We start from the raw sequence: 20,502 nt of genomic DNA on the forward strand, positions 1-20,502 counted from the left end.
GAGGATGGCCTGGCGCACGCAGCGGGACTACTCGTACTCGCTGATGGTGTGGCTGAATTACCTGCTCACGATCGGTGTGAACTGGTGGGACGCCGACGATGAGGTGGCGTCCGAGTTCCTGTTCTGGCGGGTCACGGATCCTGCGAACGACGACACGGTGGAGACCGGGACGTTCGCCCGTGATTTCGCCGGGCTGAAGAAGTTCTACAAGCTGGCCGCCCGCTTCGGGATCGCCGATCCGTTCGCGGAGATGGACGCGCCGCGCATCGTCCGGCACGCGGACGTCAAGTGGCTCGATCCTGGGGGCTACACCCGATGGGTGGACCTGGGCATCCGTGGCTTCGATCTCCATGGTCGGCCGGATCCGTGGTGGAAGGGCCGCAACGACCAGCGGGACCGGGCGTTTTGCGACGGCCTCTACGGCAATGGTCTGCGCGTATCGGAGTGGGCCAGCGTGGTGCTGCCCGAGCTGCCTGTCTATGAGCGGCGGCGGGGCTTCTTCACCTGCGAGCTCGCCGATGCCTGCGCGAAGGGTGGGTACGGGCACAAGTACTGGATGCCGAGATCCTCTCTGCGCGGGGTGCTGGGTTACGTCGAGGGGGCCAGGGCGGCCGCGGTCCGGCGGGCCCAGGCCGCGGGCCGCTACGAGCGGATTGCCAACCGGCGCATCGTGCGGGCCCTTCACGGGAGGCACTCGGTGACGATGTCCTCTGTCGGCGGCGGTTCCCAGCGGGAGGAGTGGAACGACGTCGGGCCGCAGACCCGGATGCTTCTGTTCCGCGAGACCGCGCAGGGGCTGGAGCCGGTCAGTCTGTGGTTGAACGAGGACGGCCTGCCGCGCGACGGTGGCGGCTGGGAGCACACCTTCGACGTCGCGAACGCGCGGATCGAGTCGCTCGGGTTGGAGAACTTCAGCTGCACCGCTCACATGCTGCGGCATTCCTTCGCGCTGAGGTGGTTCTCGGTCGGCAAGTTGATCAAGTACGCACAGCTTGGGCACCTGACCGAGGACGAACAGCGCGACTTTCGCGAGGAGGTCGGCAGCACCTGGCACTTGGTCCAGACGATGCTCGGGCATCGCAGCGTTGAGACGACCAAGAGCGTCTACCTTGAGCCCTTCCAAACGCTGGAGGTGGAAGCGCTGCTGGCTCACGCCGACGGCTTCCCGGTCGCGTCGTTCATGGCGGATGTGTTCGCAGACCATCCGTGGGTCCGCACCGATCCGCTGGTGGGGTCCCGGTGAGCCGGGGACGGCGGGCCGCCCTGCCGAGCGGGCCCAGGACCCGGTTTGGGCTGATGACGGCCGAGGACGGCCGCCGGGTCGTCCGGTGCTACAGCCAGGACGGTGAGGACCGAGTCGATTACGACGTGTCGGCGCTGGCCATGCCCGAAGCCCTGCGTGAGCCGCTGATCGCGGCTCTGGCTGACCGCACCGCACCTGGAGCGGGGTTGACATCCCCCCACTCGTCGAGGAAGTCCTACCACGCTCTGATCGGGTTCGACCGCTACCTCACGGGCCTGGAAGCGGTCCCGGAGAGTGCGGCCGAGGTCACCCCTGAGCACTTCGACGGGTACTACGACCAGCGCAAGGCCGAGGGCATCAAGACCGCCTCGAACGAGCTGGCGGACCTGCGGTTGCTGCTGCTTCGGACGGCGGGTATCAGCGACGCTCTGGCGGGTCGGCTCGCCGGGTCATTACCGGCCCGGCTCGAGGGCGAGCCGGCACACAGCTACAGCCGGGACGAACTGAAGAGGATCGCGCAGGCCGCGCGGGCGGCTTTGCGCTCGGCGGAGACTCGTATCCGGGGCAACCGCGAGTTGCTGGAGCAGTTCCGTGCCGGGGACCTCGACGTCAGCACCGATCTCCATCTGCGGCGGCGACTGGAGATCCTTGAGCACCTGGATCGCGTTGGCGACGTTCCCCGCCGGATGCGCAAGTCCGGGAAGGTCGTTGCCTGCGCGCCCGAGCCCTGGGTGATGCTGCGCGGAAAGGTCAAGGATATTGTCGGATGGCTCTATCTGACCCCGGAGGAAATCGCCGCCGCCGCGGTGCTGTTCGGCGTGATGACGGGCCAGAATCCAGAGACGATCTTGAAGATGACGGCAGCCCACCATCGGGCGGACGGGGGCGTCGGGCCCGGCACGGCGATCGTCGGCCTGCGCAAGCCGCGTCGCCAGAGCCGGGCCTACATGGACCTTGCCCTGACCGAGGTCCCGGACTGGATCAGCATCCCTGAGCAGCCTGATCAGCTCTCGACCCGGGACATTCTGCACACGTCCTTCGGCCTCTACGTCCTGGTCCACGAACTGACCGCGAGGGCCCGGCACTTCGCCGGCGGCAACCGCCTCTTGGTCGCCTACATGGTCAGCGGCGGTGGTCCGGGCACGGCCAAGGGCCGGGGATGGCGCCCGATCCGGACGGACGGAGCTCTGATCAGCAAGCTCGGCAGGGACTGGCAGCTGCCCGCGGACGAGGTGGACCAGGAGGGGCAGCCGCTGCCGCTGCGGCCGCTGCGGCTGGAGACGCTGCGGATGACCTACATCGAGCTCCACCAGAAGCCCGTCGCCCATACACGGCGGACAGCGACCCGCTACCTGGTGCGCAACCGCGGCAACATCAACGAATACCGCGCGGTCGTCGCCAAGGTGCTGAACACCGAGGTCGCCAAGGCACGGGCCCGGTCCAAGATCACCACGATGAGCCCCGAGCAGGTGGCTCACGCGCAGGAGAACGCCGACGAGGTTGCCGCCGAGATGGGGCTGGAGCCGATGGTGCTCAAGAAGATGATCGCGGGGGAGTTGGACACGGTGCTGGGGGCCTGCACCGACAACAGCAACGGCCCCTACAACCCGGGGGAGCCCTGCCGGGCCTCGCTCCTGCTCTGCCTGGACTGCGAATGCGCCAGAGCCTTGCCCCGGCACCTTCCGCTGCAGGTCGTCGTCCATGATCGGCTCGCCGAGCGGCACGAGCAGATGAGCAAACTGCAGTGGGCCGAGCGGTTCGCTGGCCCACACGCACAGCTGGCCGATCTGCTGGACCAGGCGGATGACACGGCCGTCGAAGATGCCCGCAGGTCCGTCGGCCCGGACGAGCGCAAACTCGCGGACCGCCTGCTGAACAGGGAGCTCGACATCCGATGACCTCTCCCGCCCCGACCCTGCTCGGTGAGCCGGACGGCCTTCCCGAAGGGCTTCCGGAAGGCACCATCTGGCCGGGCCCGGACACGCTCGTGCTGATGAACCGCGAGGTGGCCAGTGATGTCGACCCGGCGCGGTTGTCGCGTTTCGCGGACATGCGCTGGGACCTCAACCCCGGGATCTTCGAGGCCCATGCCCGGTCGCAGTCCCTGAACTTCGAGACCATCCCGGAGCCGTTGCGGCTGGCCACGAAGTTCTACGTCTGGCAGTTGATCAACCACCCGCAGGCCCGCACGATGCGGCGCTCGGGGACGCGCCGGATCGCGCTCCACACGATCGAGATCTTGTTCTACGGCTCCGTGCAGCCCGTCATGAAGTGGTTCGCGGCTCAGGGGATCACCGAGTTCTGTCAGGCCACCGACGAGTTGCTCTGGGAGTACTTGGATGCGCTCGACGCGGACGGCGTCACCATTACCAAGCGGTATCGCCGCATCACCGAAGTTCGGCGGCTGTGGGTTCACCGCAGCATTCTGCCGTTCTACCTGCGGCTTCCCGAGGCGCCTCCCTGGGACGGCGAGGACACCAAGGACCTGCTCGAACGCACCCGCACCGACCGGGAGAACCGCACGAAGCGGATCAGCGAGCACACGATGCAGCCGCTGCTGCGGTGGGCTATTCGCTTCCTAGAGGACTTCAGCGACGACATCCTGGCCGCCTGGGAGGAGTACCAGGTCCTGTTGGCCCGGCGCCCGGAGCACATGCGGGGCAAACGGCGTCTGCGGAAGCCCGGCGACCTGCAGGCCGATGTCGCGGCCTACCTCGACGGGCTCCGCAGCCGCGGCGAGAGCCTGCCCGGCACCCGCCGCCACGACGGCACTGTGGACGTTGCCTGGCGTCACATCGCGTCTGTGCTCAACTGCGCGAACTCGTTTCAGTTCACCTCGTCCGGCCGCATGATCATGGAATCCGGTTTGCCCGTCAGCGGCGACATCAACCTCGACTGCCCCGTCACCGCCGAGCTGGACGGGCTGCCCTGGCACCCCCGGATCACATTCGCCCAGGCCCCGCGGCTGGCGCGGCTGCTGAGCACAGCCTGCTTCGTCATCGTCAGCTATCTTTCGGGCGCCCGCGTCGGCGAGGTCCTCAACCTCCGGCGGGGCTGCGTCAGCTACGACAAGGACACCGGCTTGTGGTTGCTCCAAGGGCTCTACTTCAAGGGCGCCGAGGACGAGGACGGCAACAAGATCCCGGAGGGCACCGTCCGCGAGGACCCCTGGGTGGTCATCGAGATCGTCTCCCGAGCCGTTGAGACCCTGGAACGACTGCACAAGAGCCACCTGCTCTTCCCGAACCGGCTCATGCCGATCAAGCGGACGCCCGGCAAGGAACCGAAACGCCGCGGTGAAGCCCGCTCGGACCGCCACATCGCCGAAGATATGGTCATGTTTACCGCCTGGGTCAACGAACGCTGCCAGCACCTGGGCCGCAAGGACCACATCCCGACAGACCCTGGCGGACCGATCGCAGCCAGCCGCTTCCGGCGAACCCTGGCCTGGTTCATCCGGCGCAAGCCCCGCGGGCTGATCGCCGCATCCATCCAATATGGACACGCCCACACCCAAATGCTGCAGGGCTACGCCGGCTCCTACGAGGCCGGCTTCCTGGACGAGTACGCATTCGAAGACTGGCTCTTCCGCATGGAAGGCATCGCCGAAGACGAACGGCGCCTCCTCGCAGGCGAGCACGTCAGCGGACCCGCCGCCGACGCCTACCGCTACCGCGTCCAAGCCGCCAGCCGCGAGTTCGCCGGCCGCGTCCTGACCAGCGAACGGCAAGCGCGCGACCTGCTCGGCAACCCGCTCCTGCAGATCCACCATGGCGAGGGCATGACCTGCGTCCTCAACCCTCCCGTCGCAGCCTGCCAGCTCAGAGGCTCAGCGGACGACCCCATGGTCACCCCCGACACCGACGACTGCCGCCCCAACTGCCAGTGCCTCGTCCGCACCGACCGCGACATCGAAATCAACAAAGAACGCGCCGCTGAACTAGCCGAGATCGTCGATGACCCCCTCGCCCCACCCATCCGTCACGCGCGCGAGCGGCATGAGCTCAACCGGCTCCGCGCCATCATCGAACACCATCAGCGCGGAGCCCAGGAATGACCGTTCTCCCACTCGACCGCGAGAGTGACCCCGTCCGCCGCGGGATCATCGCCGCCATCAACCGCCTCCTCGCCGGCACCCCGCACCGATCCAACGGGCGCCTGAACGTGACTCAGCTCGCGGTCGAGGCCGACGTCAAACGCTGGCACCTCACCCACCAGCACACCGACCTCAAGGACCAGTTCCAGGCCGAGGTCACCCGCGCCGAGGCCAAACGGACAGCCGCCGTCCAGCAAGCCGACGAGTACGCCGAACTGAAGGCGGAAAATGCCGAGCTCCGCAAGGACTGCCGCCACCTGGAGGCCCGTCTGGAGATCTACGCGACGGCCCTCAACCAGCTCGCTCTGGAGAACGCCGCTCTCTCGGGCCGGGACGCCGACGCTGCCAAAGTCAGGACGCTTCCACGGAGCCGCCGCCTGCCCTGACGGCTCGCGCCGCCAGAGGACGAGGGTGACGCAGGTGACGCACTTTGCCCCAACTTCTCGGCATAGAGGAACACGAGGAGAGGGGGAGGGGCGCGTGCTGCTGCGGCCTGGCATGCGCGGAGCCAAGCTCCCGATCTGCCCGGGCCACCGGAACGAGGGTCACTGAGAGTTAGCAAATATGGACAACGCCACTGTTGCATCCCTTGCCTTCCACCATGGCACTGTCTTCCCTGATCAAATCGCTAGTCCAAGGGAAAGGGGGAGACCACCACGAATCTCACACTGGCGGAAGAACCTACGGGGTCGACGGCGCCGCCCACCGTGGAGCGCTGGGCGCGGGAGGGGCCACCGTCGGAGTCCTGGCGTGCGGCGTCGACGTCGCCTACCCGCCCGGCCACACCGACCTCATCCGGCGCCTGGGCGAGTACGGCCTGCTCGTCGCCGAGCTGCCGCCGGGCAGCCACCCCACGCGCGGTCGCTTCGTGCTGCGCAACCGCGTCATCGCGGCTCTCACACGCGGCACCGTGGTCGTCGAGGCGGAGCAGCGCAGCGGCTCCCTGGTCACCGCCCGCCGGGCCCGCGACCTGAGCCGCGTCGTGATGGGTGTGCCCGGTCCGGTCACGTCCGGGCTCTCCACCGGCGTGCACAGGCTGCTGCAGCACGACGCCGCCGCCGTCGTCACGGACGCGGACGAGGTGATCGAGATGGTCGGCGCCATGGGAGAGCTCGCGCCCGAGCAGGAGGTACCCGTACTGCCACGCGACCTGCTTCCAGCCGAGGCCGCACGGGTGCTGGAGGCGCTTCCGGCCCGGGCCGCCGTCACCGTCCCGAGGCTGGCCGCGGCCTCCGCCACACCGGCCGACCGGGTGCTGGTCCGGCTGCACGAGCTCCGGGCCCTCGGGTTCGTCGGATCCGCAGGGGACCGCTGGTGGCTGCTCGACCCCGTGCCCCGAGCGAGCGGGGGCTGCGGGCGGCCGTCACCGCAGCCACAGTGACCCGTGCGACGCGGAAACCCGTGTGACCCGTGTGACCCGTGGGCGCCCCTTCCGTGCTTCCAAGGCACCCCATCGGGTGACGCGGCGGTCCTTGAACTGCGACTCCCGGGTGAAAGGGTGACAGTGGCGCGCAACGCGCTCCTGCCGGCCCCGGGCATCCCCAGGGCCGTCCCGCCAGCGACATCACCCCAGGGTGCGGGCAGCGGAACGTATCTGCGCATGCCGCAGCCCGACCGTGCTCGCACCCCGCCACCTCACCGTCACGCTACGCTCACGAAATTCGGAAGATCTCTCAGAACGGCTCAAGGCGACGCATGCCCCAGCACAACTCCGGGCCTGACCGCGCGGCCACCGGCTCAGGTCCGGTCGCCGTCGAGGACGCTGCACCCGGACCCGTCCCCGGTTCGCTCGACGAGCTGTGGCGGTCGTACAAGGGGACGGGCGACGAACGGCTGCGTGAGCAGCTCATCCTCCACTACTCCCCCTTGGTGAAGTACGTGGCCGGCCGGGTCAGCGTGGGCCTTCCCGCCAACGTGGAGCAGGCCGACTTCGTCTCGTCCGGTGTCTTCGGCCTGATCGACGCGATCGAGAAGTTCGACCCCGGCCGCTCGATCAAGTTCGAGACGTACGCGATCACCCGCATCCGCGGCGCGATGATCGACGAGCTGCGGGCCATGGACTGGATCCCGCGCTCGGTGCGCCAGAAGGCCCGTGCGGTCGAGCGCGCGTACGCGACGCTGGAGGCGTCGCTGCGCCGCACACCGTCCGAGGCGGAGGTCGCGGCCGAGATGCGCATCCCCGTCGACGAGCTGCACGCCGTCTTCAGTCAGGTCTCGCTGACCAACGTGGTGGCCCTGGAGGAGCTGCTGCACGTCGGTGCGGAGAGCGGCGACCGGCTCAGCCTCGTGGACACCCTCGAGGACACCGCCGCCGACGATCCCGTCGAGGTGGCCGAGGACCGCGAGCTGCGGCGCCTCCTGGCCCGGGCCGTCAACACCCTGCCCGACCGCGAGAAGACCGTGGTCACGCTCTACTACTACGAAGGGCTCACCCTCGCCGAGATCGGGCAGGTGCTGGGCGTCACCGAGAGCCGCGTCAGCCAGATCCACACCAAGTCCGTGCTGCAACTGCGCGGGAAGCTGGCCGAGGTGGGTCGCTGAATCGGTCCTGCCGTCCGTAGAGTGGACGGGTGCCCAGGATTCGAGCAGCCTCCGTGGCCGAGCACCGGACGATGCAGCGTGCGGCCCTGCTGGACGCCGCACGCTCGCTGCTGTCCGAGGGAGGCACCGACGCGCTCACCTTCCCCGCCCTCGCCCGCCGCACCGGCCTCGCACGCTCCTCGGTGTACGAGTACTTCCGCTCCCGCGCCGCCGTGGTCGAGGAGCTGTGCGCCGTCGACTTCCCCGAATGGGCAGCCGAGGTGGAGGCGGCCATGGCCGCCGCGGACGGTCCCGAGGCGCGAGTCGAGGCGTACGTCCGCAGCCAGCTCGCCCTGGTCGGCGACCGGCGGCACCGGGCCGTGGTCGCCATCTCGGCCGGCGAACTGGACGCGGGTGCCCGCGAACGCATCCGAGCCGCGCACGGCGGGCTGATCTCGATGATCGTCGACGCACTCGCCGAGCTCGGGCACGCGGAGCCCCGGCTGACGGCCATGCTGCTCCAGGGCATCGTGGACGTGGCGGTGCGCCGGATCGAGCTGGGCGCCGCCGAGGACCCCGCCACCGTCACCGAGGTCGCGGTCGCCCTGGCCCGCCACGGAGTACGGCGGCCCTGACCGCCCCACCCCGCGGCGGCCGCGGGGTGGGGAGCGGACCCGGGTACCGGGAACGGGCACTCCCGCGTGCGGCAGCAGCCGTACGGCTCCCGTCCGCAGCATCCACTCCGGCAGTACGGACAGCGGGTCGAGGTAGCGGTCGCCCCGCAGCAGTCCCCAGTGCAGACACGGGCGGTCGCAGTGGTATCCGTCCGCTTCCAGCCGCCCCAGCGTGGCGCCGGCCCGCACCGAGTCACCGGCCTCCACCACCGCCCGCACCGGCTGGAAGGTGACCCGTAACGGCACCTCACCCGTCCCCCGCAGCGTCACCGTGACCACTCCGCGCCCCGCCACCCGGCCGGCGAACGCGACCCGGCCCGCCCCGACGGCGCGCACCTCGGCGCCTGGCGCCGAGGCCAGGTCGGCCCCGCGGTGACCGGCCGCCCACGGTGCCGGCGGCGGATCCCAGCCGCGCAGCACCACGGGCCGCGCCCCTCCGCCCGCGCCCGCCACGGGCCAGCTCCATCCGTCGCCGTCGCCGTCGCCGTCGCCGTCGCCCTCGTCCACCGCTCCGCGCCGTGCCTCCTCCGCTTCGTGGCCCCTCTCCGCCCGTGGGACGGCCTCCGTCCCCCCTCCCCTCGTCGCCTCCGGGCCCGCCGCCGCCCGCGCGCCGGCGGGCGCCCGCAGGAGCACCACCGCACCCATCACCGCCACGATCAGTGCGGTCACCACCCACGCCCTCGTCCCCATGCCGCCAGCGTGCCCCGCGTCCTCCACCCCCGGAGGAGACCGCCTGGAATCCGTGGACGACCGCCCACCTGTGCACAACTCGGTCACTCCGCTCGGTGACCGAGGACGTGGTCGCAGGCAGTTCCGGAGGTCCCGTACACTTCTGGTGGCGATCCGGGTCACCGGGTCGACTTCGCACGCCCCGCCACCCTCACCCGGTGGCCGCGTATCTCGGTCCTCGGAAGACCCTTCACCAGGAGCTTCCCGGGCACAACGCGTCCGGGGCGTCAGGCGCGACGCCCGTCCGGGCCGTCGCGGGACAACCGAGACACGAAAACAAGGAGAACGGCCATGGCCGTCGTCACGATGCGGGAGCTGCTGGAGAGCGGCGTCCACTTCGGGCACCAGACCCGCCGCTGGAACCCGAAGATGAAGCGCTTCATCTTCACCGAGCGCAACGGCATCTACATCATCGACCTGCTCCAGTCGCTGTCGTACATCGACCGCGCCTACGAGTTCGTCAAGGAGACCGTCGCGCACGGCGGCTCCGTCATGTTCGTCGGCACCAAGAAGCAGGCCCAGGAGGCCATCGCCGAGCAGGCCACCCGCGTGGGCATGCCCTACGTGAACCAGCGCTGGCTCGGCGGCATGCTGACCAACTTCTCGACCGTCTACAAGCGGCTCCAGCGGCTCAAGGAGCTCGAGCAGATCGACTTCGAGGATGTGGCCGCCTCCGGCCTCACCAAGAAGGAGCTGCTGGTCCTCTCCCGCGAGAAGGCGAAGCTGGAGAAGACCCTGGGCGGTATCCGCGAGATGCAGAAGGTGCCCAGCGCCGTCTGGATCGTGGACACCAAGAAGGAGCACATCGCCGTCGGTGAGGCGCGCAAGCTCAACATCCCGGTCGTCGCGATCCTCGACACCAACTGCGACCCGGACGAGGTCGACTACAAGATCCCGGGCAACGACGACGCGATCCGTTCCGTCACCCTGCTGACCCGCGTGATCGCCGACGCCGTCGCCGAGGGCCTCATCGCCCGTTCCGGCGCGGCCGAGGGCAAGGGCGAGAAGGCCGCCGGTGAGCCGCTGGCCGAGTGGGAGCGCGAGCTTCTCGAGGGCGACAAGGCCGAGGGCGAGAAGCCGGCCGCCGACGCCAAGGCGGACGAGGCCAAGGCGGACGAAGCCAAGGCCGAGGAGCCCAAGGCTGAGGAGGCCAAGGCCGAGGACAAGCCGGCCGAGGCGCCCGCCGAGGCCCAGGCCGAGCAGGCCTGACGACCGCCCGGGCCTCAGCGCCCGGCTCGGACCGTCACCCCAGTGGGGTCGTCCGAGTACCACGCGTCCACGGGGAGTGAGGCGGCTTCGCCGGTGTCGACGACACCGACGGCGCCGGGCCTCACTCCCCGTGCACCGACCACCCTCATCGACTTCGAGAGAGGTTCACCGACATGGCGAACTACACCGCCGCCGACGTCAAGAAGCTCCGTGAGCTGACCGGCGCCGGCATGATGGACTGCAAGAAGGCGCTGGACGAGGCCGAGGGCAACGTCGACAAGGCCGTCGAGATCCTGCGCGTCAAGGGCCAGAAGGGCGTCGCCAAGCGCGAGTCCCGCACCGCCGAGAACGGCGCGGTCGTGGCCCGCATCGCCGACGACAAGGCCTCCGGCGTGCTCGTCGAGCTGAAGTGCGAGACGGACTTCGTCGCCAAGGGCGAGAAGTTCCAGGCCGCCGCCGACGCCGTCGCCGCCCACGTGGCCGCCACCTCCCCGGCGGACACCGCCGCCCTGCTCGCCTCCGAGATCGAGGCCGGGAAGACCGTCCAGGCCTACGTCGACGAGGCCAACGCCAACCTCGGCGAGAAGATCGTCCTGGACCGCTTCGCGCAGTTCTCCGGCGGCTTCGTCGCCTCCTACCTGCACCGCACCAGCCCGGACCTGCCCCCGCAGGTCGGCGTCCTGGTCGAGCTGGACAAGGAGAACGCGGAGATCGCCAAGGACGTCGCCCAGCACATCGCGGCGTTCTCCCCGAAGTTCCTCTCCCGCGAGGAGATCCCGGCCGAGACGGTGGAGAACGAGCGCCGCATCGCCGAGGAGACCGCCCGCGAGGAGGGCAAGCCCGAGCAGGCCCTGCCCAAGATCGTCGAGGGCCGGGTGAACGGCTTCTTCAAGGAGAACTGCCTCCTGGACCAGCCGTTCGCCAAGGACAACAAGAAGTCCGTCCAGAAGATCCTGGACGAGGCCGGTGTCACACTGAAGCGCTTCGCCCGCTTCCGCGTCGGCGCCTGAGCGCGGTCCGTCGGGCCTGCGGGCCCGGGACACGCCCCATGACGCCGCACCGCCCGCCCGCCTGTCCCGCAGACGGGTCGCCGACCGGCTAGGGTCGGGCACACGGCAGCTGAACACGAGGAGGCCATTGCCTGCAGGAGCCGAGAGGATCCCACCGGCAGTGGCCTTCTTCGTATGCACGAGGAGATCTCCACCATGAGCAATGACACCGACACCGACAAGGACTCCCGGCGTCGCTTTCTGCTGAAACTGTCCGGCGAGGCGTTCGCCGGCGGGGGAGGTCTCGGAGTCGACCCCGACATCGTGCACAAGATGGCGCGGGAGATCGCCTCCGTGGTCCGCGAGGGCACCGAGCTCGCCGTGGTGATCGGCGGTGGCAACTTCTTCCGCGGCTCGGAGCTCCAGCAGCGCGGCATGGACCGCGCCCGCTCCGACTACATGGGCATGCTCGGCACCGTCATGAACTGCCTCGCGCTCCAGGACTTCCTGGAGAAGGAGGGCATCGACTCGCGGGTCCAGACCGCCATCACGATGGGCCAGGTGGCGGAGCCCTACATTCCGCTGCGGGCCATCCGGCACCTGGAGAAGGGGCGCGTGGTCATCTTCGGCGCGGGCATGGGCATGCCCTACTTCTCCACCGACACCACCGCGGCCCAGCGGGCGCTGGAGATCAACGCGGAGGCGCTTCTGATGGGCAAGAACGGCGTGGACGGGGTGTACGACGCCGACCCGGCGAAGAACCCGGACGCCGTGAAGTTCGACGCGCTGGAGTACGGCGAGGTCATCACCCGCGACCTCAAGGTCGCCGACGCCACAGCGATCACCCTCTGCCGTGACAACGCGCTGCCGATCTACGTCTTCGAGCTGCTCGCCGAAGGGAATATCGGACGTGCGGTGAAGGGTGAGAAGATCGGCACCCTGGTGAGCAGCCAGGGCAGCGGCGGCTAACGCCCGGCGGCCCAACTCACCGGCCGTGCCGTGCCGTTGACCTGCGGGTCCGGCGGAACGGCGCTCGATGGACATATCAGGCTTCACACTTCCGAACCAGGAGCACGTGGTGATCGAAGAGACCCTCCTCGAGGCCGAGGAGAAGATGGAGAAGGCGGTCGTCGTCGCCAAGGAGGACTTCGCCGCGATCCGCACCGGCCGTGCGCACCCGGCGATGTTCAACAAGATCGTGGCGGACTACTACGGCGCGATGACGCCGATCAACCAGCTGGCGTCGTTCTCGGTGCCGGAGGCCCGGATGGCCGTGGTGACCCCGTTCGACAAGAGCGCGCTGCGCAACATCGAGCAGGCCATCCGCGACTCCGACCTGGGCGTCAACCCGTCGAACGACGGCCACATCATCCGGGTGGTCTTCCCCGAGCTCACCGAGGAGCGTCGGCGGGAGTTCACCAAGGTCGCCAAGGCCAAGGGCGAGGACGCGAAGATCTCCATCCGCAGCGTCCGCCGCAAGGCCAAGGAGACCATCGACAAGGCGATCAAGGACGGCGAGGTCGGCGAGGACGAGGGCCGCCGGGCCGAGAAGGAGCTCGACGACACCACCTCCAAGTACGTGGCGCAGGTCGACGAGCTCCTGAAGCACAAGGAAGCCGAGCTGCTCGAGGTCTGAGGCTTGAGTTCCGTGAACGACTCCTCCTGGGGTGCTCCCTCGCCGGGCGCCGGTTTCTCCGGCCCGCCCGGCCGGGCCCCGGCACCGGCTCCTCCGGCGGGCGCGCCGACGCCCGCCGCGCAGGGCTCCGCACCCGTCGGCGACCCGGCCGCGACCAGGCCCATGCCCGTGGTCGGCGGCCCCGCCGCCGATCGCCCCCTCCCCGGGGAGCCGGGCGACCCCGAGAACGGTGAGGACGCAGTGGGTGGCTCCAGTTCCCGCGGTGCGCCCGGCGACGGCCCGGGCGGAACGGACGGCGGACAGCAGCCGGTCGAACCGGCGCACTCCGGCATGCCCGGTGGTCCGCCCCCCGCGAAGGGCAAGAAGCGTGCCGGCCGCGACCTGCGCGCCGCGATAGGAGTCGGCCTCGGCCTCGGCGCGGTGATCATCGCGTCCCTGTTCTTCTACAAGCACCTCTTCGTCGGCGTCGTCGTCCTCGCCGTCGCCGTCGGCCTCTGGGAGCTGACCTCCCGGCTCTCCGAGCGCAAGGGCGTCCGCGCCCCGCTGGCCACCCTGGTCGCCGGGGGTACGGGCATGGTCGTCGCGGGATACGTGTGGGGTGCGGCCGGCGCGTGGCTCGGCATGGCCCTCACCGCGCTGGGCGTCCTCCTCCAGCGGATGACCCGGTCTCCCCAGGACTACCTGCGGGACGTCTCGGCCGGCATCTTCGCCGCCTTCTACGTCCCGTTCCTGGCCACCTTCGTGGCCCTGATGCTCGCGGCCGACGACGGGTCGTGGCGCGTCCTGACGTTCCTCGTCCTCACCGTCGTCAGCGACACCGGTGCGTACGCCGTCGGCTGGCGCTTCGGCAAGCACAAGCTGGCTCCCCGCATCAGCCCGGGCAAGACCCGCGAGGGCCTGCTCGGCGCCGTCTCCTTCGCCATGGCCGCCGGCGCGCTCTGCATGGAGTTCGCCGTCGACGGCGGCGCCTGGTGGCAGGGCCTGATCCTCGGCTTCGCGGTCGCCGTCAGCGCCACTCTCGGCGACCTCGGCGAGTCCATGATCAAGAGGGACCTCGGCATCAAGGACATGGGCACGCTCCTTCCCGGCCACGGCGGCATCATGGACCGCCTCGACTCCCTCCTCCCCACCGCCCCCGTCACCTGGCTCCTCTTCGTCCTCTTCACCGGCACCGCCTGACGCCGGCCCGCGGCCCGGAGCGCGAAGGCGGGGATCAGGCGTGAGCCGACCCGCGGCCCACGACTGCACCACTCGCCGCCACGAATGCCTCCACCGCCGTGGCGTGCTCGTCCCAGAGGCCGGAGAGCTCGGCGTCGTCGACGCTTCCTCGCCGCCAGCGGCTGCCGAGACGTCGACCCGCCTTGTTCATCCGGTCCGGGGACGTGAGGAGGCGTTCGTCCCTCGAGAGGATGTGGAAGCGGGCGGTGGCCAGGCGCTGTGCCGAGAGGTCCCAAGCGGCGACCCGTCCCTCCTGACCCAGATGCCGTTCTTCCCAGATGCGGTGCTGGAAGCCGGAAGACGACGCCGCCACCAGAGAGCGCACTGCTCCAGCAGAAGCTCGAAGACCCGGGCCCGTCGTTCGGCCCGCTCGACCAGGTGCCGGCCCACCAGTGCGGGGGCGGAGCAGTGGGGGGCTCGTCCGCTATCGGCTGACTCCGGGATACGCCACCACCGCACATTGTGCTCCGTGCAAGACTGACAATCGGCCGCCGGAACGCCGAGGCCTAGAGGAGCGGGCAATGGGGGAGATGTTCGGGGCCACGATGCTGCTCGCGCTCGTCGTACTGTTGGCGTTGGCGTTCGCGGGTGTGGTGCTGGGCGTTCACGGCCTGCTTCTGGGGCGTATGCCCGGTCGGCTTTTCCAACGATATGTGCGGCGGCCGAGGGTATGGGGAGCCGGCGCTCTGCTCGTAGCGGCGAGCGGTTTCACCTCCCGGACTGTCGTACTCATCGGACTAGGGCTCATCGCCATCGGACACGTGAAGCCGCGCCCGTGATTCGGCGGGCGCTGTGGGCCGTCCCACGTTGGCCGACACTGACGGTCGACGCCTAGGAGTGACCGCCGTCGCACCCCGTCGGCCAGGGACCCCGTCAACGATCTGCGACACTGGAGCGGTTATGCCTGCACCTGGAGAGCTCACGTTCGTGGCGCCGCGCGGGGCTGCGAAGCCGCCGCGGCATCTGGCCGACCTTTCGCCGAAGGAGCGGAAGGAGGCCGTGGCCGCGCTGGGGGAGAAGCCGTTCCGCGCGAAGCAGCTGTCGCAGCACTACTTCGCCCGCTACGCGCACGACCCCGCGCAGTGGACGGACATCCCGCAGCAGTCGCGGGAGCGGCTGGCGGGCGAGCTGCTGCCGGAGCTGATGAGCGTGGTGCGGCACATCAGCTGTGACGAGGACACGACGCGCAAGACGCTGTGGCGGCTGCACGACGGCACGCTGGTCGAGTCGGTGCTGATGCGGTACCCGGACCGGGTCACGATGTGCATCAGTTCGCAGGCCGGATGCGGGATGAACTGCCCGTTCTGCGCGACGGGGCAGGCGGGCCTGGACCGCAACCTGTCGACGGCGGAGATCGTGCACCAGATCGTCGACGGCATGCGTGCGCTGCGCGACGGGGAGGTGCCCGGGGGCCCGGCGCGGCTGTCGAACATCGTGTTCATGGGTATGGGCGAGCCGCTCGCCAACTACAAGCGGGTGGTCGGCGCCATCCGCCGCCTGACCGATCCGGAGCCGGACGGCGTCGGGTTGTCGCAGCGGGGGATCACGGTGTCGACGGTGGGTCTGGTGCCCGCGATGCTGCGGTTCGCCGACGAAGGGCTCAAGTGCCGCCTGGCGGTCTCGCTGCACGCGCCGGACGACGAGCTGCGCGACACCCTGGTGCCGGTGAACACCCGGTGGAAGGTGCGCGAGGTGCTGGACGCGGCGTGGGAGTTCGCGGAGAAGTCCGGGCGCCGGGTCTCCATCGAGTACGCGCTGATCCGGGACATCAACGACCAGGCGTGGCGGGCCGATCTGCTGGGCCGGCTGCTCAAGGGACGGCCGGTGCACGTCAACCTGATCCCCCTCAACCCGACGCCGGGGTCCAAGTGGACCGCGTCGCGGCCGGAGGACGAGCGGGAGTTCGTACGGGCCCTGGAGGCGCACCGCGTACCGGTGACCGTGCGGGACACCCGGGGTCAGGAGATCGACGGGGCCTGCGGCCAGCTGGCGGCCACGGAGCGCTGACCGGCAGCGGCGGAACGCGGCGGCAGAGCAGCTGCGGAGCGGCGGCGGCGTACCGAGGCCGGGTGCCGCCCGTGCCCTGACGGAGGCCGGGCCTGCTCGCCGTGAGAGCCCGGCTGGTACCGTACAACCGTATTTCCATCCGACAGGGGAGCGCGCGCAGCGCTGAGAGTGCGGCACCGTCCGGCCGCAGACCCTCGAACCTCGCCCAGGTCATGCTGGGTAGGAAGATCGGTTCACACCTCTCGTGCTGCCCGCGTGCGCCCACCTGGAGGTCCGTCGAGGACCCGGGAAGAAGGCTGCACGATGAAGCACACCGCCACCACCCTCCTCGCCGTCACGCTGGGCGTCTCGCTGCTCGCCGGGTGCGGCGGCTCCGGCGGGTCCGGCGACTCCTCCGCGGGCGGCGGGGACGCGAAGAAGGTCACCCTGGTCACGCACGACTCCTTCGCCGCCTCCGAGAAGGTGCTGAAGCGGTTCACCGACGAGACCGGCTACGAATTGGAGATCCTGCGCGCCGGCGACGCCGGTTCCACGGTCAACCAGGCGGTGCTGAACAAGGGCAACCCGCAGGGCGACGTCCTCTTCGGCGTGGACAACACCCTGCTCTCCCGCGCACTGGAGAACGAGATCTTCACTCCCTACGAGGCCCGCGGCCTGGAGAAGGTCCCGCAGGAGTACCGGCCGGCCGGCGGAGGCACGGACGTGACCCCGGTGGACACCGGCGAGATCTGCGTCAACTTCGACCGCGCGTACTTCGAGAAGAACGACCTCCGGCCGCCCCGCACGCTCGGCGACCTGACGAAGCCCGCGTACAAGGACCTGCTCGTCACCGAGAACGCCGCGACCTCCTCGCCCGGCCTGGGCTTCCTGCTCGCCACCGTCGCCGAGTACGGCGACGGCGGGTGGAAGGACTACTGGAAGAAGCTGGAGGCCAACGGCGTCGAGGTCGTCGACGGCTGGGAGCAGGCGTACTACGACCGGTTCAGCGGCTCGGCCGGCGGCGAGGGCAAGGGCGACCGTCCGCTGGTCGTGTCGTACGCGTCCAGCCCGCCCGCCGAGATGCTCGGGAAGAAGCCGATGCCCGAGCAGGCGCCGACCGGCGTCGCCGAGGGCACCTGCTTCCGGCAGGTCGAGTTCGCCGGCCTGCTGGAGGGCGCGGACAACCCGAAGGGCGGCAAGGCACTGCTGGACTTCCTGATCGGCACGGCGTTCCAGGAGGACCTGCCGCTCCAGATGTTCGTCTCCCCGGTGCGCGAGGACGCCGCACTCCCCGAGGTGTTCACGGAGTACGGCGCGGACGTCGAGAGCCCGGCCACGATGGCGCCGGAGCGCATCGCGGACAACCGGGAGCAGTGGGTGAAGGCGTGGACCTCGCTCGTCGTGCGGTAGACACCGAGGCGCGGCCGGCGCTCCGGAGGGCGCGGACGCACGTCCCCGCGCCGCGGACGGCGCCGGTGCCCACCCCCGGACGGCAGCCGGGCGGCGCACGCGACGCCGCCCGGCGGCTGGCCCTGATGGCCCTGCCGGCCGCGTTCTTCGCGCTCTTCTTCGCCTACCCGGTCGTCGCGATCACGCTCCGCGGCCTGCACGACGGCGGCCGGTGGCAGTTCGCCCGCGCCGCCGAGGTCCTCACCGACCCCGCGGTGCTCCAGGTGCTGCGTTTCACGCTGTGGCAGGCCGCGGCCTCCACCGCGCTCACACTCGTCGTCGCCCTGCCCGGCGCGTACGTGTTCGCCCGCTTCGACTTCCCCGGCAAGCAGGTGCTGCGGGCGGTCGTCACCGTGCCTTTCGTGCTCCCCACGGTCGTCGTCGGCTCGGCGTTCCTCGCCCTGGCCGGGCGCGGCGGCACCCTCGACCAGCTGTGGGGGGTGCGGCTGGACACCGGCGTGTGGGCGATCCTGCTCGCGCACGTCTTCTTCAACTACGCCGTCGTGGTGCGGACCGTGGGCGGGCTCTGGGCGCAGCTGGACCCGCGGCAGGAGGAGGCCGCGCGGATGCTGGGCGCGACCCGGTTCGGGGCCTGGCGCCGCGTCACGCTCCCCGCGCTGACACCGGCCGTCGCCGCCGCCGCACTGATGGTCTTCCTCTTCACCTTCACCTCCTTCGGCGTGATCCAGGTGCTCGGCGGCCCCCGGTACGCGACGCTCGAAGTGGAGATCTACCGGCAGACCGCCGCACTGCTCGATCTGCCGGCTGCCGCCGTGCTCACCCTGCTCCAGTTCGCCGCGGTGGCCGCGCTGCTGGCCGTGCACGCCTGGACGGTGCGGCGGCGGGAGTCGGCGCTGGCGCTCGTCGACGCCCGGCACACCGCGCGCCGCCCGCGCGGTACCGGCCAGTGGGCGCTGCTGTGGTCGCATCTCGCCCTGATCGCCGTGCTGCTGGTCGCCCCCCTGGTCGTGCTCGCGCTCCGCTCGCTGCGCACGAGCGACGGCTACGGATTGGCCTTCTACCGGGCCCTGACCGAGCACGGCAGCGACAGCACCTTCCTGGTCGCCCCCGTCGAGGCGATCGGCAACTCCCTGGCGTACGCGGCGGTCGCCACCGGGGTGGCCCTGGTCGTCGGCGGTCTCGCGGCGGCGGCGCTCACCCGGCGCGCCGGGAGGCTCGTGCGCGGCTTCGACGCGCTGCTGATGCTGCCGCTGGGCACGTCCGCCGTCACCGTCGGCTTCGGCTTCCTCATCGCGCTGGACGAACCGCCGCTGGACCTGCGCGCGTCGTGGATCATCGTGCCGCTCGCGCAGGCGCTGGTCGGCGTGCCGTTCGTGGTGCGCACCCTGCTGCCGGTGCTGCGCGCGGTGGACGTGCGGTTGCGGGAGGCCGCCGCGGTGCTGGGCGCCTCGCCGTGGCGCGCCTGGCGCGAGGTGGACCTTCCGCTGGTACGGCGGGCGCTGCTGGTGGCGGCCGGCTTCGCGTTCGCCGTCTCGCTGGGCGAGTTCGGCGCGACGGTGTTCATCGCCCGTGCCGACAACCCCACCCTGCCGGTGGCCGTCGCCCGCTTCCTCGGACGGGCGGGGGAGCTGAGCTACGGGCAGGCCATGGCGATGAGCACCGTGCTGATGGTGCTGTGCGCCGCGACCCTGCTGGCCCTGGAACGGGTGCGGACGTCCGACGACCGCTCGGGAGAGTTCTGATGCTGCGACTGGACGGCGTGACCGTACGCTTCGACGGCCATACGGCCCTGGACGCGGTCGACCTGGAGGTCGCCGACCACGAGATCGTGTGCGTCCTCGGCCCCAGCGGCAGCGGCAAGTCCACGCTGCTGCGGGTCGTGGCCGGGCTCCAGCACGCCGACGCCGGTCGCGTGCTGCTCTCCGGACGCGACCAGCACGGCGTTCCGGCGCACAAACGTGAGCTCGGGCTGATGTTCCAGGACCACCAGCTCTTCCCGCAGCGCGACGTCGCCGGCAACGTCGGATTCGGCCTGCGGATGCGCGGTGCGGGCCGTGCCGAGCAGGCCGCGGCGGTCGCCGAACTCCTCGACCTGGTCGGCCTGCCGGGAGCCCAGCGCCGCGAGGTGCCGTCGCTGTCGGGCGGGGAGCAGCAGCGCGTGGCGCTCGCCCGCGCGCTCGCGCCCAGCCCGCGGCTGCTGATGCTGGACGAGCCGCTGGGGCAGCTGGACCGTGCGCTGCGTGAACGCCTCGTCGTGGAACTCCGCGCCCTCTTCCGCCGGTTGGGCACCACGGTGCTGGCCGTGACGCACGACCAGGGGGAGGCGTTCGCGCTCGCCGACCGCATCGTGGTGATGGACGGTGGACGTGTCGCCCAGGCGGGTACGCCGCTGGAGGTGTGGCGGAGCCCCGCGTCGGAGTTCGTCGCCCGCTTCCTCGGCTTCGAGAACGTCGTGCCGGCGACCGTGCGCGACGCGACCGCCGACACCCCGTGGGGCACGGTGCGAGTGCCGGCCGCCTCCCCGCAGGGGGAACGGAAGGTGCTGGTCCGCCCGACCGGCGTCCGTCTCACCGCGCCGGGCGACGGGCTGCCCTGCACGGTCACCGGCCGTACCTTCCGTGGCGGGCCGGCGTCCGTCGTCTCGCTGCTGCTGCAGCCGGCGGACGCGCCGCCGCTGGAGGCGACCTGCCCCCTGCCGCACGCCCCCGAGGAGGGCGGACGGGTCGGCGTCTCCTTCGATCCGGACGGCGTCGTGGTGCTGCACGAGGGTGGTGCCGCCGGCTGACGGCGTT

16 protein-coding genes and 2 pseudogenes are annotated in these 20,502 nt (G+C 70.7%); 16 read left to right on the top strand and 2 right to left on the bottom strand.

Translation table 11 applies throughout. The features are described from left to right. Nucleotides 1-4 precede the first annotated feature (4 nt). The 7 genes and pseudogenes from RM572_RS08205 to RM572_RS08235 all read left to right on the top strand — a co-directional run bounded on the left by RM572_RS08205 (nucleotide 5) and on the right by RM572_RS08235 (nucleotide 8,494). Nucleotides 5-1,243 (top strand): hypothetical protein, encoded by a 1,239-nt coding sequence (locus RM572_RS08205; protein ID WP_311672596.1) that lies wholly within the window; start codon nucleotides 5-7, stop codon nucleotides 1,241-1,243. Between the two features lie 53 nt (nucleotides 1,244-1,296). Then, on the top strand, nucleotides 1,297-3,141 hold the full coding sequence (locus tag RM572_RS08210) for a hypothetical protein (protein ID WP_311672597.1): 1,845 nt from the start codon (nucleotides 1,297-1,299) through the stop codon (nucleotides 3,139-3,141). Next, nucleotides 3,138-5,300, top strand: a complete 2,163-nt coding sequence (locus RM572_RS08215; protein ID WP_311672598.1) for a hypothetical protein — start codon at nucleotides 3,138-3,140, stop codon at nucleotides 5,298-5,300. Before RM572_RS08210 ends, RM572_RS08215 begins: the two co-directional genes overlap by 4 nt. Then, nucleotides 5,297-5,725, top strand: coding sequence for a hypothetical protein (locus tag RM572_RS08220; RefSeq protein ID WP_311672599.1), 429 nt, complete (start codon nucleotides 5,297-5,299; stop codon nucleotides 5,723-5,725). The genes RM572_RS08215 and RM572_RS08220 overlap by 4 nt, the downstream gene beginning before the upstream one ends. 287 nt (nucleotides 5,726-6,012) lie before the next feature. Beyond that, nucleotides 6,013-6,720 (top strand): annotated as a pseudogene (locus tag RM572_RS08225) (DNA-processing protein DprA); the annotation flags it as partial. Between the two features lie 314 nt (nucleotides 6,721-7,034). Next, entirely contained in the window at nucleotides 7,035-7,880 is an 846-nt protein-coding gene (whiG, locus tag RM572_RS08230; protein WP_027763878.1) for an RNA polymerase sigma factor WhiG, read from the top strand. A 53-nt stretch (nucleotides 7,881-7,933) separates the two neighbouring features. Continuing rightward, on the top strand, nucleotides 7,934-8,494 hold the full coding sequence (locus RM572_RS08235) for a TetR/AcrR family transcriptional regulator (protein WP_311672685.1): 561 nt from the start codon (nucleotides 7,934-7,936) through the stop codon (nucleotides 8,492-8,494). A gap of 135 nt (nucleotides 8,495-8,629) precedes the next feature. Here the strand turns inward: RM572_RS08235 and RM572_RS08240 are convergent. Next, nucleotides 8,630-9,223, bottom strand: a pseudogene (locus RM572_RS08240) (peptidoglycan DD-metalloendopeptidase family protein); the annotation flags it as partial. A 330-nt stretch (nucleotides 9,224-9,553) separates the two neighbouring features. On the opposite strand from RM572_RS08240, the gene rpsB reads away from it, so the two are divergent. From rpsB to RM572_RS08265, 5 genes are all read left to right on the top strand, one after another. Beyond that, complete coding sequence (rpsB, locus tag RM572_RS08245; RefSeq protein WP_311672600.1) at nucleotides 9,554-10,471, top strand: 30S ribosomal protein S2; 918 nt, start codon at nucleotides 9,554-9,556, stop codon at nucleotides 10,469-10,471. A 173-nt stretch (nucleotides 10,472-10,644) separates the two neighbouring features. After that, nucleotides 10,645-11,481: a translation elongation factor Ts gene (gene tsf / locus RM572_RS08250; protein WP_027763881.1), complete on the top strand. Its 837-nt coding sequence runs from the start codon at nucleotides 10,645-10,647 to the stop codon at nucleotides 11,479-11,481. A gap of 174 nt (nucleotides 11,482-11,655) precedes the next feature. Then, nucleotides 11,656-12,429 carry a UMP kinase gene (gene pyrH, locus RM572_RS08255; protein WP_394813551.1) on the top strand — a complete coding sequence of 258 codons (774 nt, stop codon included), beginning with the start codon at nucleotides 11,656-11,658 and terminating at the stop codon, nucleotides 12,427-12,429. 109 nt (nucleotides 12,430-12,538) lie between these two features. Further along, a complete protein-coding gene (frr, locus tag RM572_RS08260; protein ID WP_027763883.1) occupies nucleotides 12,539-13,096 on the top strand; it encodes a ribosome recycling factor in 558 nt (185 codons plus the stop codon). Between the two features lie 12 nt (nucleotides 13,097-13,108). Further along, nucleotides 13,109-14,275, top strand: coding sequence for a phosphatidate cytidylyltransferase (locus RM572_RS08265; protein ID WP_311672686.1), 1,167 nt, complete (start codon nucleotides 13,109-13,111; stop codon nucleotides 14,273-14,275). A gap of 34 nt (nucleotides 14,276-14,309) precedes the next feature. Here the strand turns inward: RM572_RS08265 and RM572_RS08270 are convergent, their stop codons facing one another. Beyond that, nucleotides 14,310-14,639, bottom strand: coding sequence for a hypothetical protein (locus tag RM572_RS08270; RefSeq protein ID WP_311672602.1), 330 nt, complete (start codon nucleotides 14,637-14,639; stop codon nucleotides 14,310-14,312). Between the two features lie 575 nt (nucleotides 14,640-15,214). On the opposite strand from RM572_RS08270, the gene rlmN reads away from it, so the two are divergent. From rlmN to RM572_RS08290, 4 genes are all read left to right on the top strand, one after another. After that, nucleotides 15,215-16,321, top strand: coding sequence for a 23S rRNA (adenine(2503)-C(2))-methyltransferase RlmN (gene rlmN, locus RM572_RS08275; protein WP_311672603.1), 1,107 nt, complete (start codon nucleotides 15,215-15,217; stop codon nucleotides 16,319-16,321). 303 nt (nucleotides 16,322-16,624) lie between these two features. Then, complete coding sequence (locus RM572_RS08280) at nucleotides 16,625-17,710, top strand: thiamine ABC transporter substrate-binding protein (RefSeq protein WP_311672604.1); 1,086 nt, start codon at nucleotides 16,625-16,627, stop codon at nucleotides 17,708-17,710. Between the two features lie 125 nt (nucleotides 17,711-17,835). After that, nucleotides 17,836-19,452 (top strand): ABC transporter permease, encoded by a 1,617-nt coding sequence (locus RM572_RS08285; RefSeq protein WP_311672687.1) that lies wholly within the window; start codon nucleotides 17,836-17,838, stop codon nucleotides 19,450-19,452. Continuing rightward, a complete protein-coding gene (locus RM572_RS08290; protein WP_311672605.1) occupies nucleotides 19,452-20,495 on the top strand; it encodes an ABC transporter ATP-binding protein in 1,044 nt (347 codons plus the stop codon). Before RM572_RS08285 ends, RM572_RS08290 begins: the two co-directional genes overlap by 1 nt. Nucleotides 20,496-20,502 lie beyond the last annotated feature (7 nt).

Source organism: Streptomyces hazeniae (assembly GCF_031845485.1).
GTDB lineage: Bacteria > Actinomycetota > Actinomycetes > Streptomycetales > Streptomycetaceae > Streptomyces > Streptomyces hazeniae.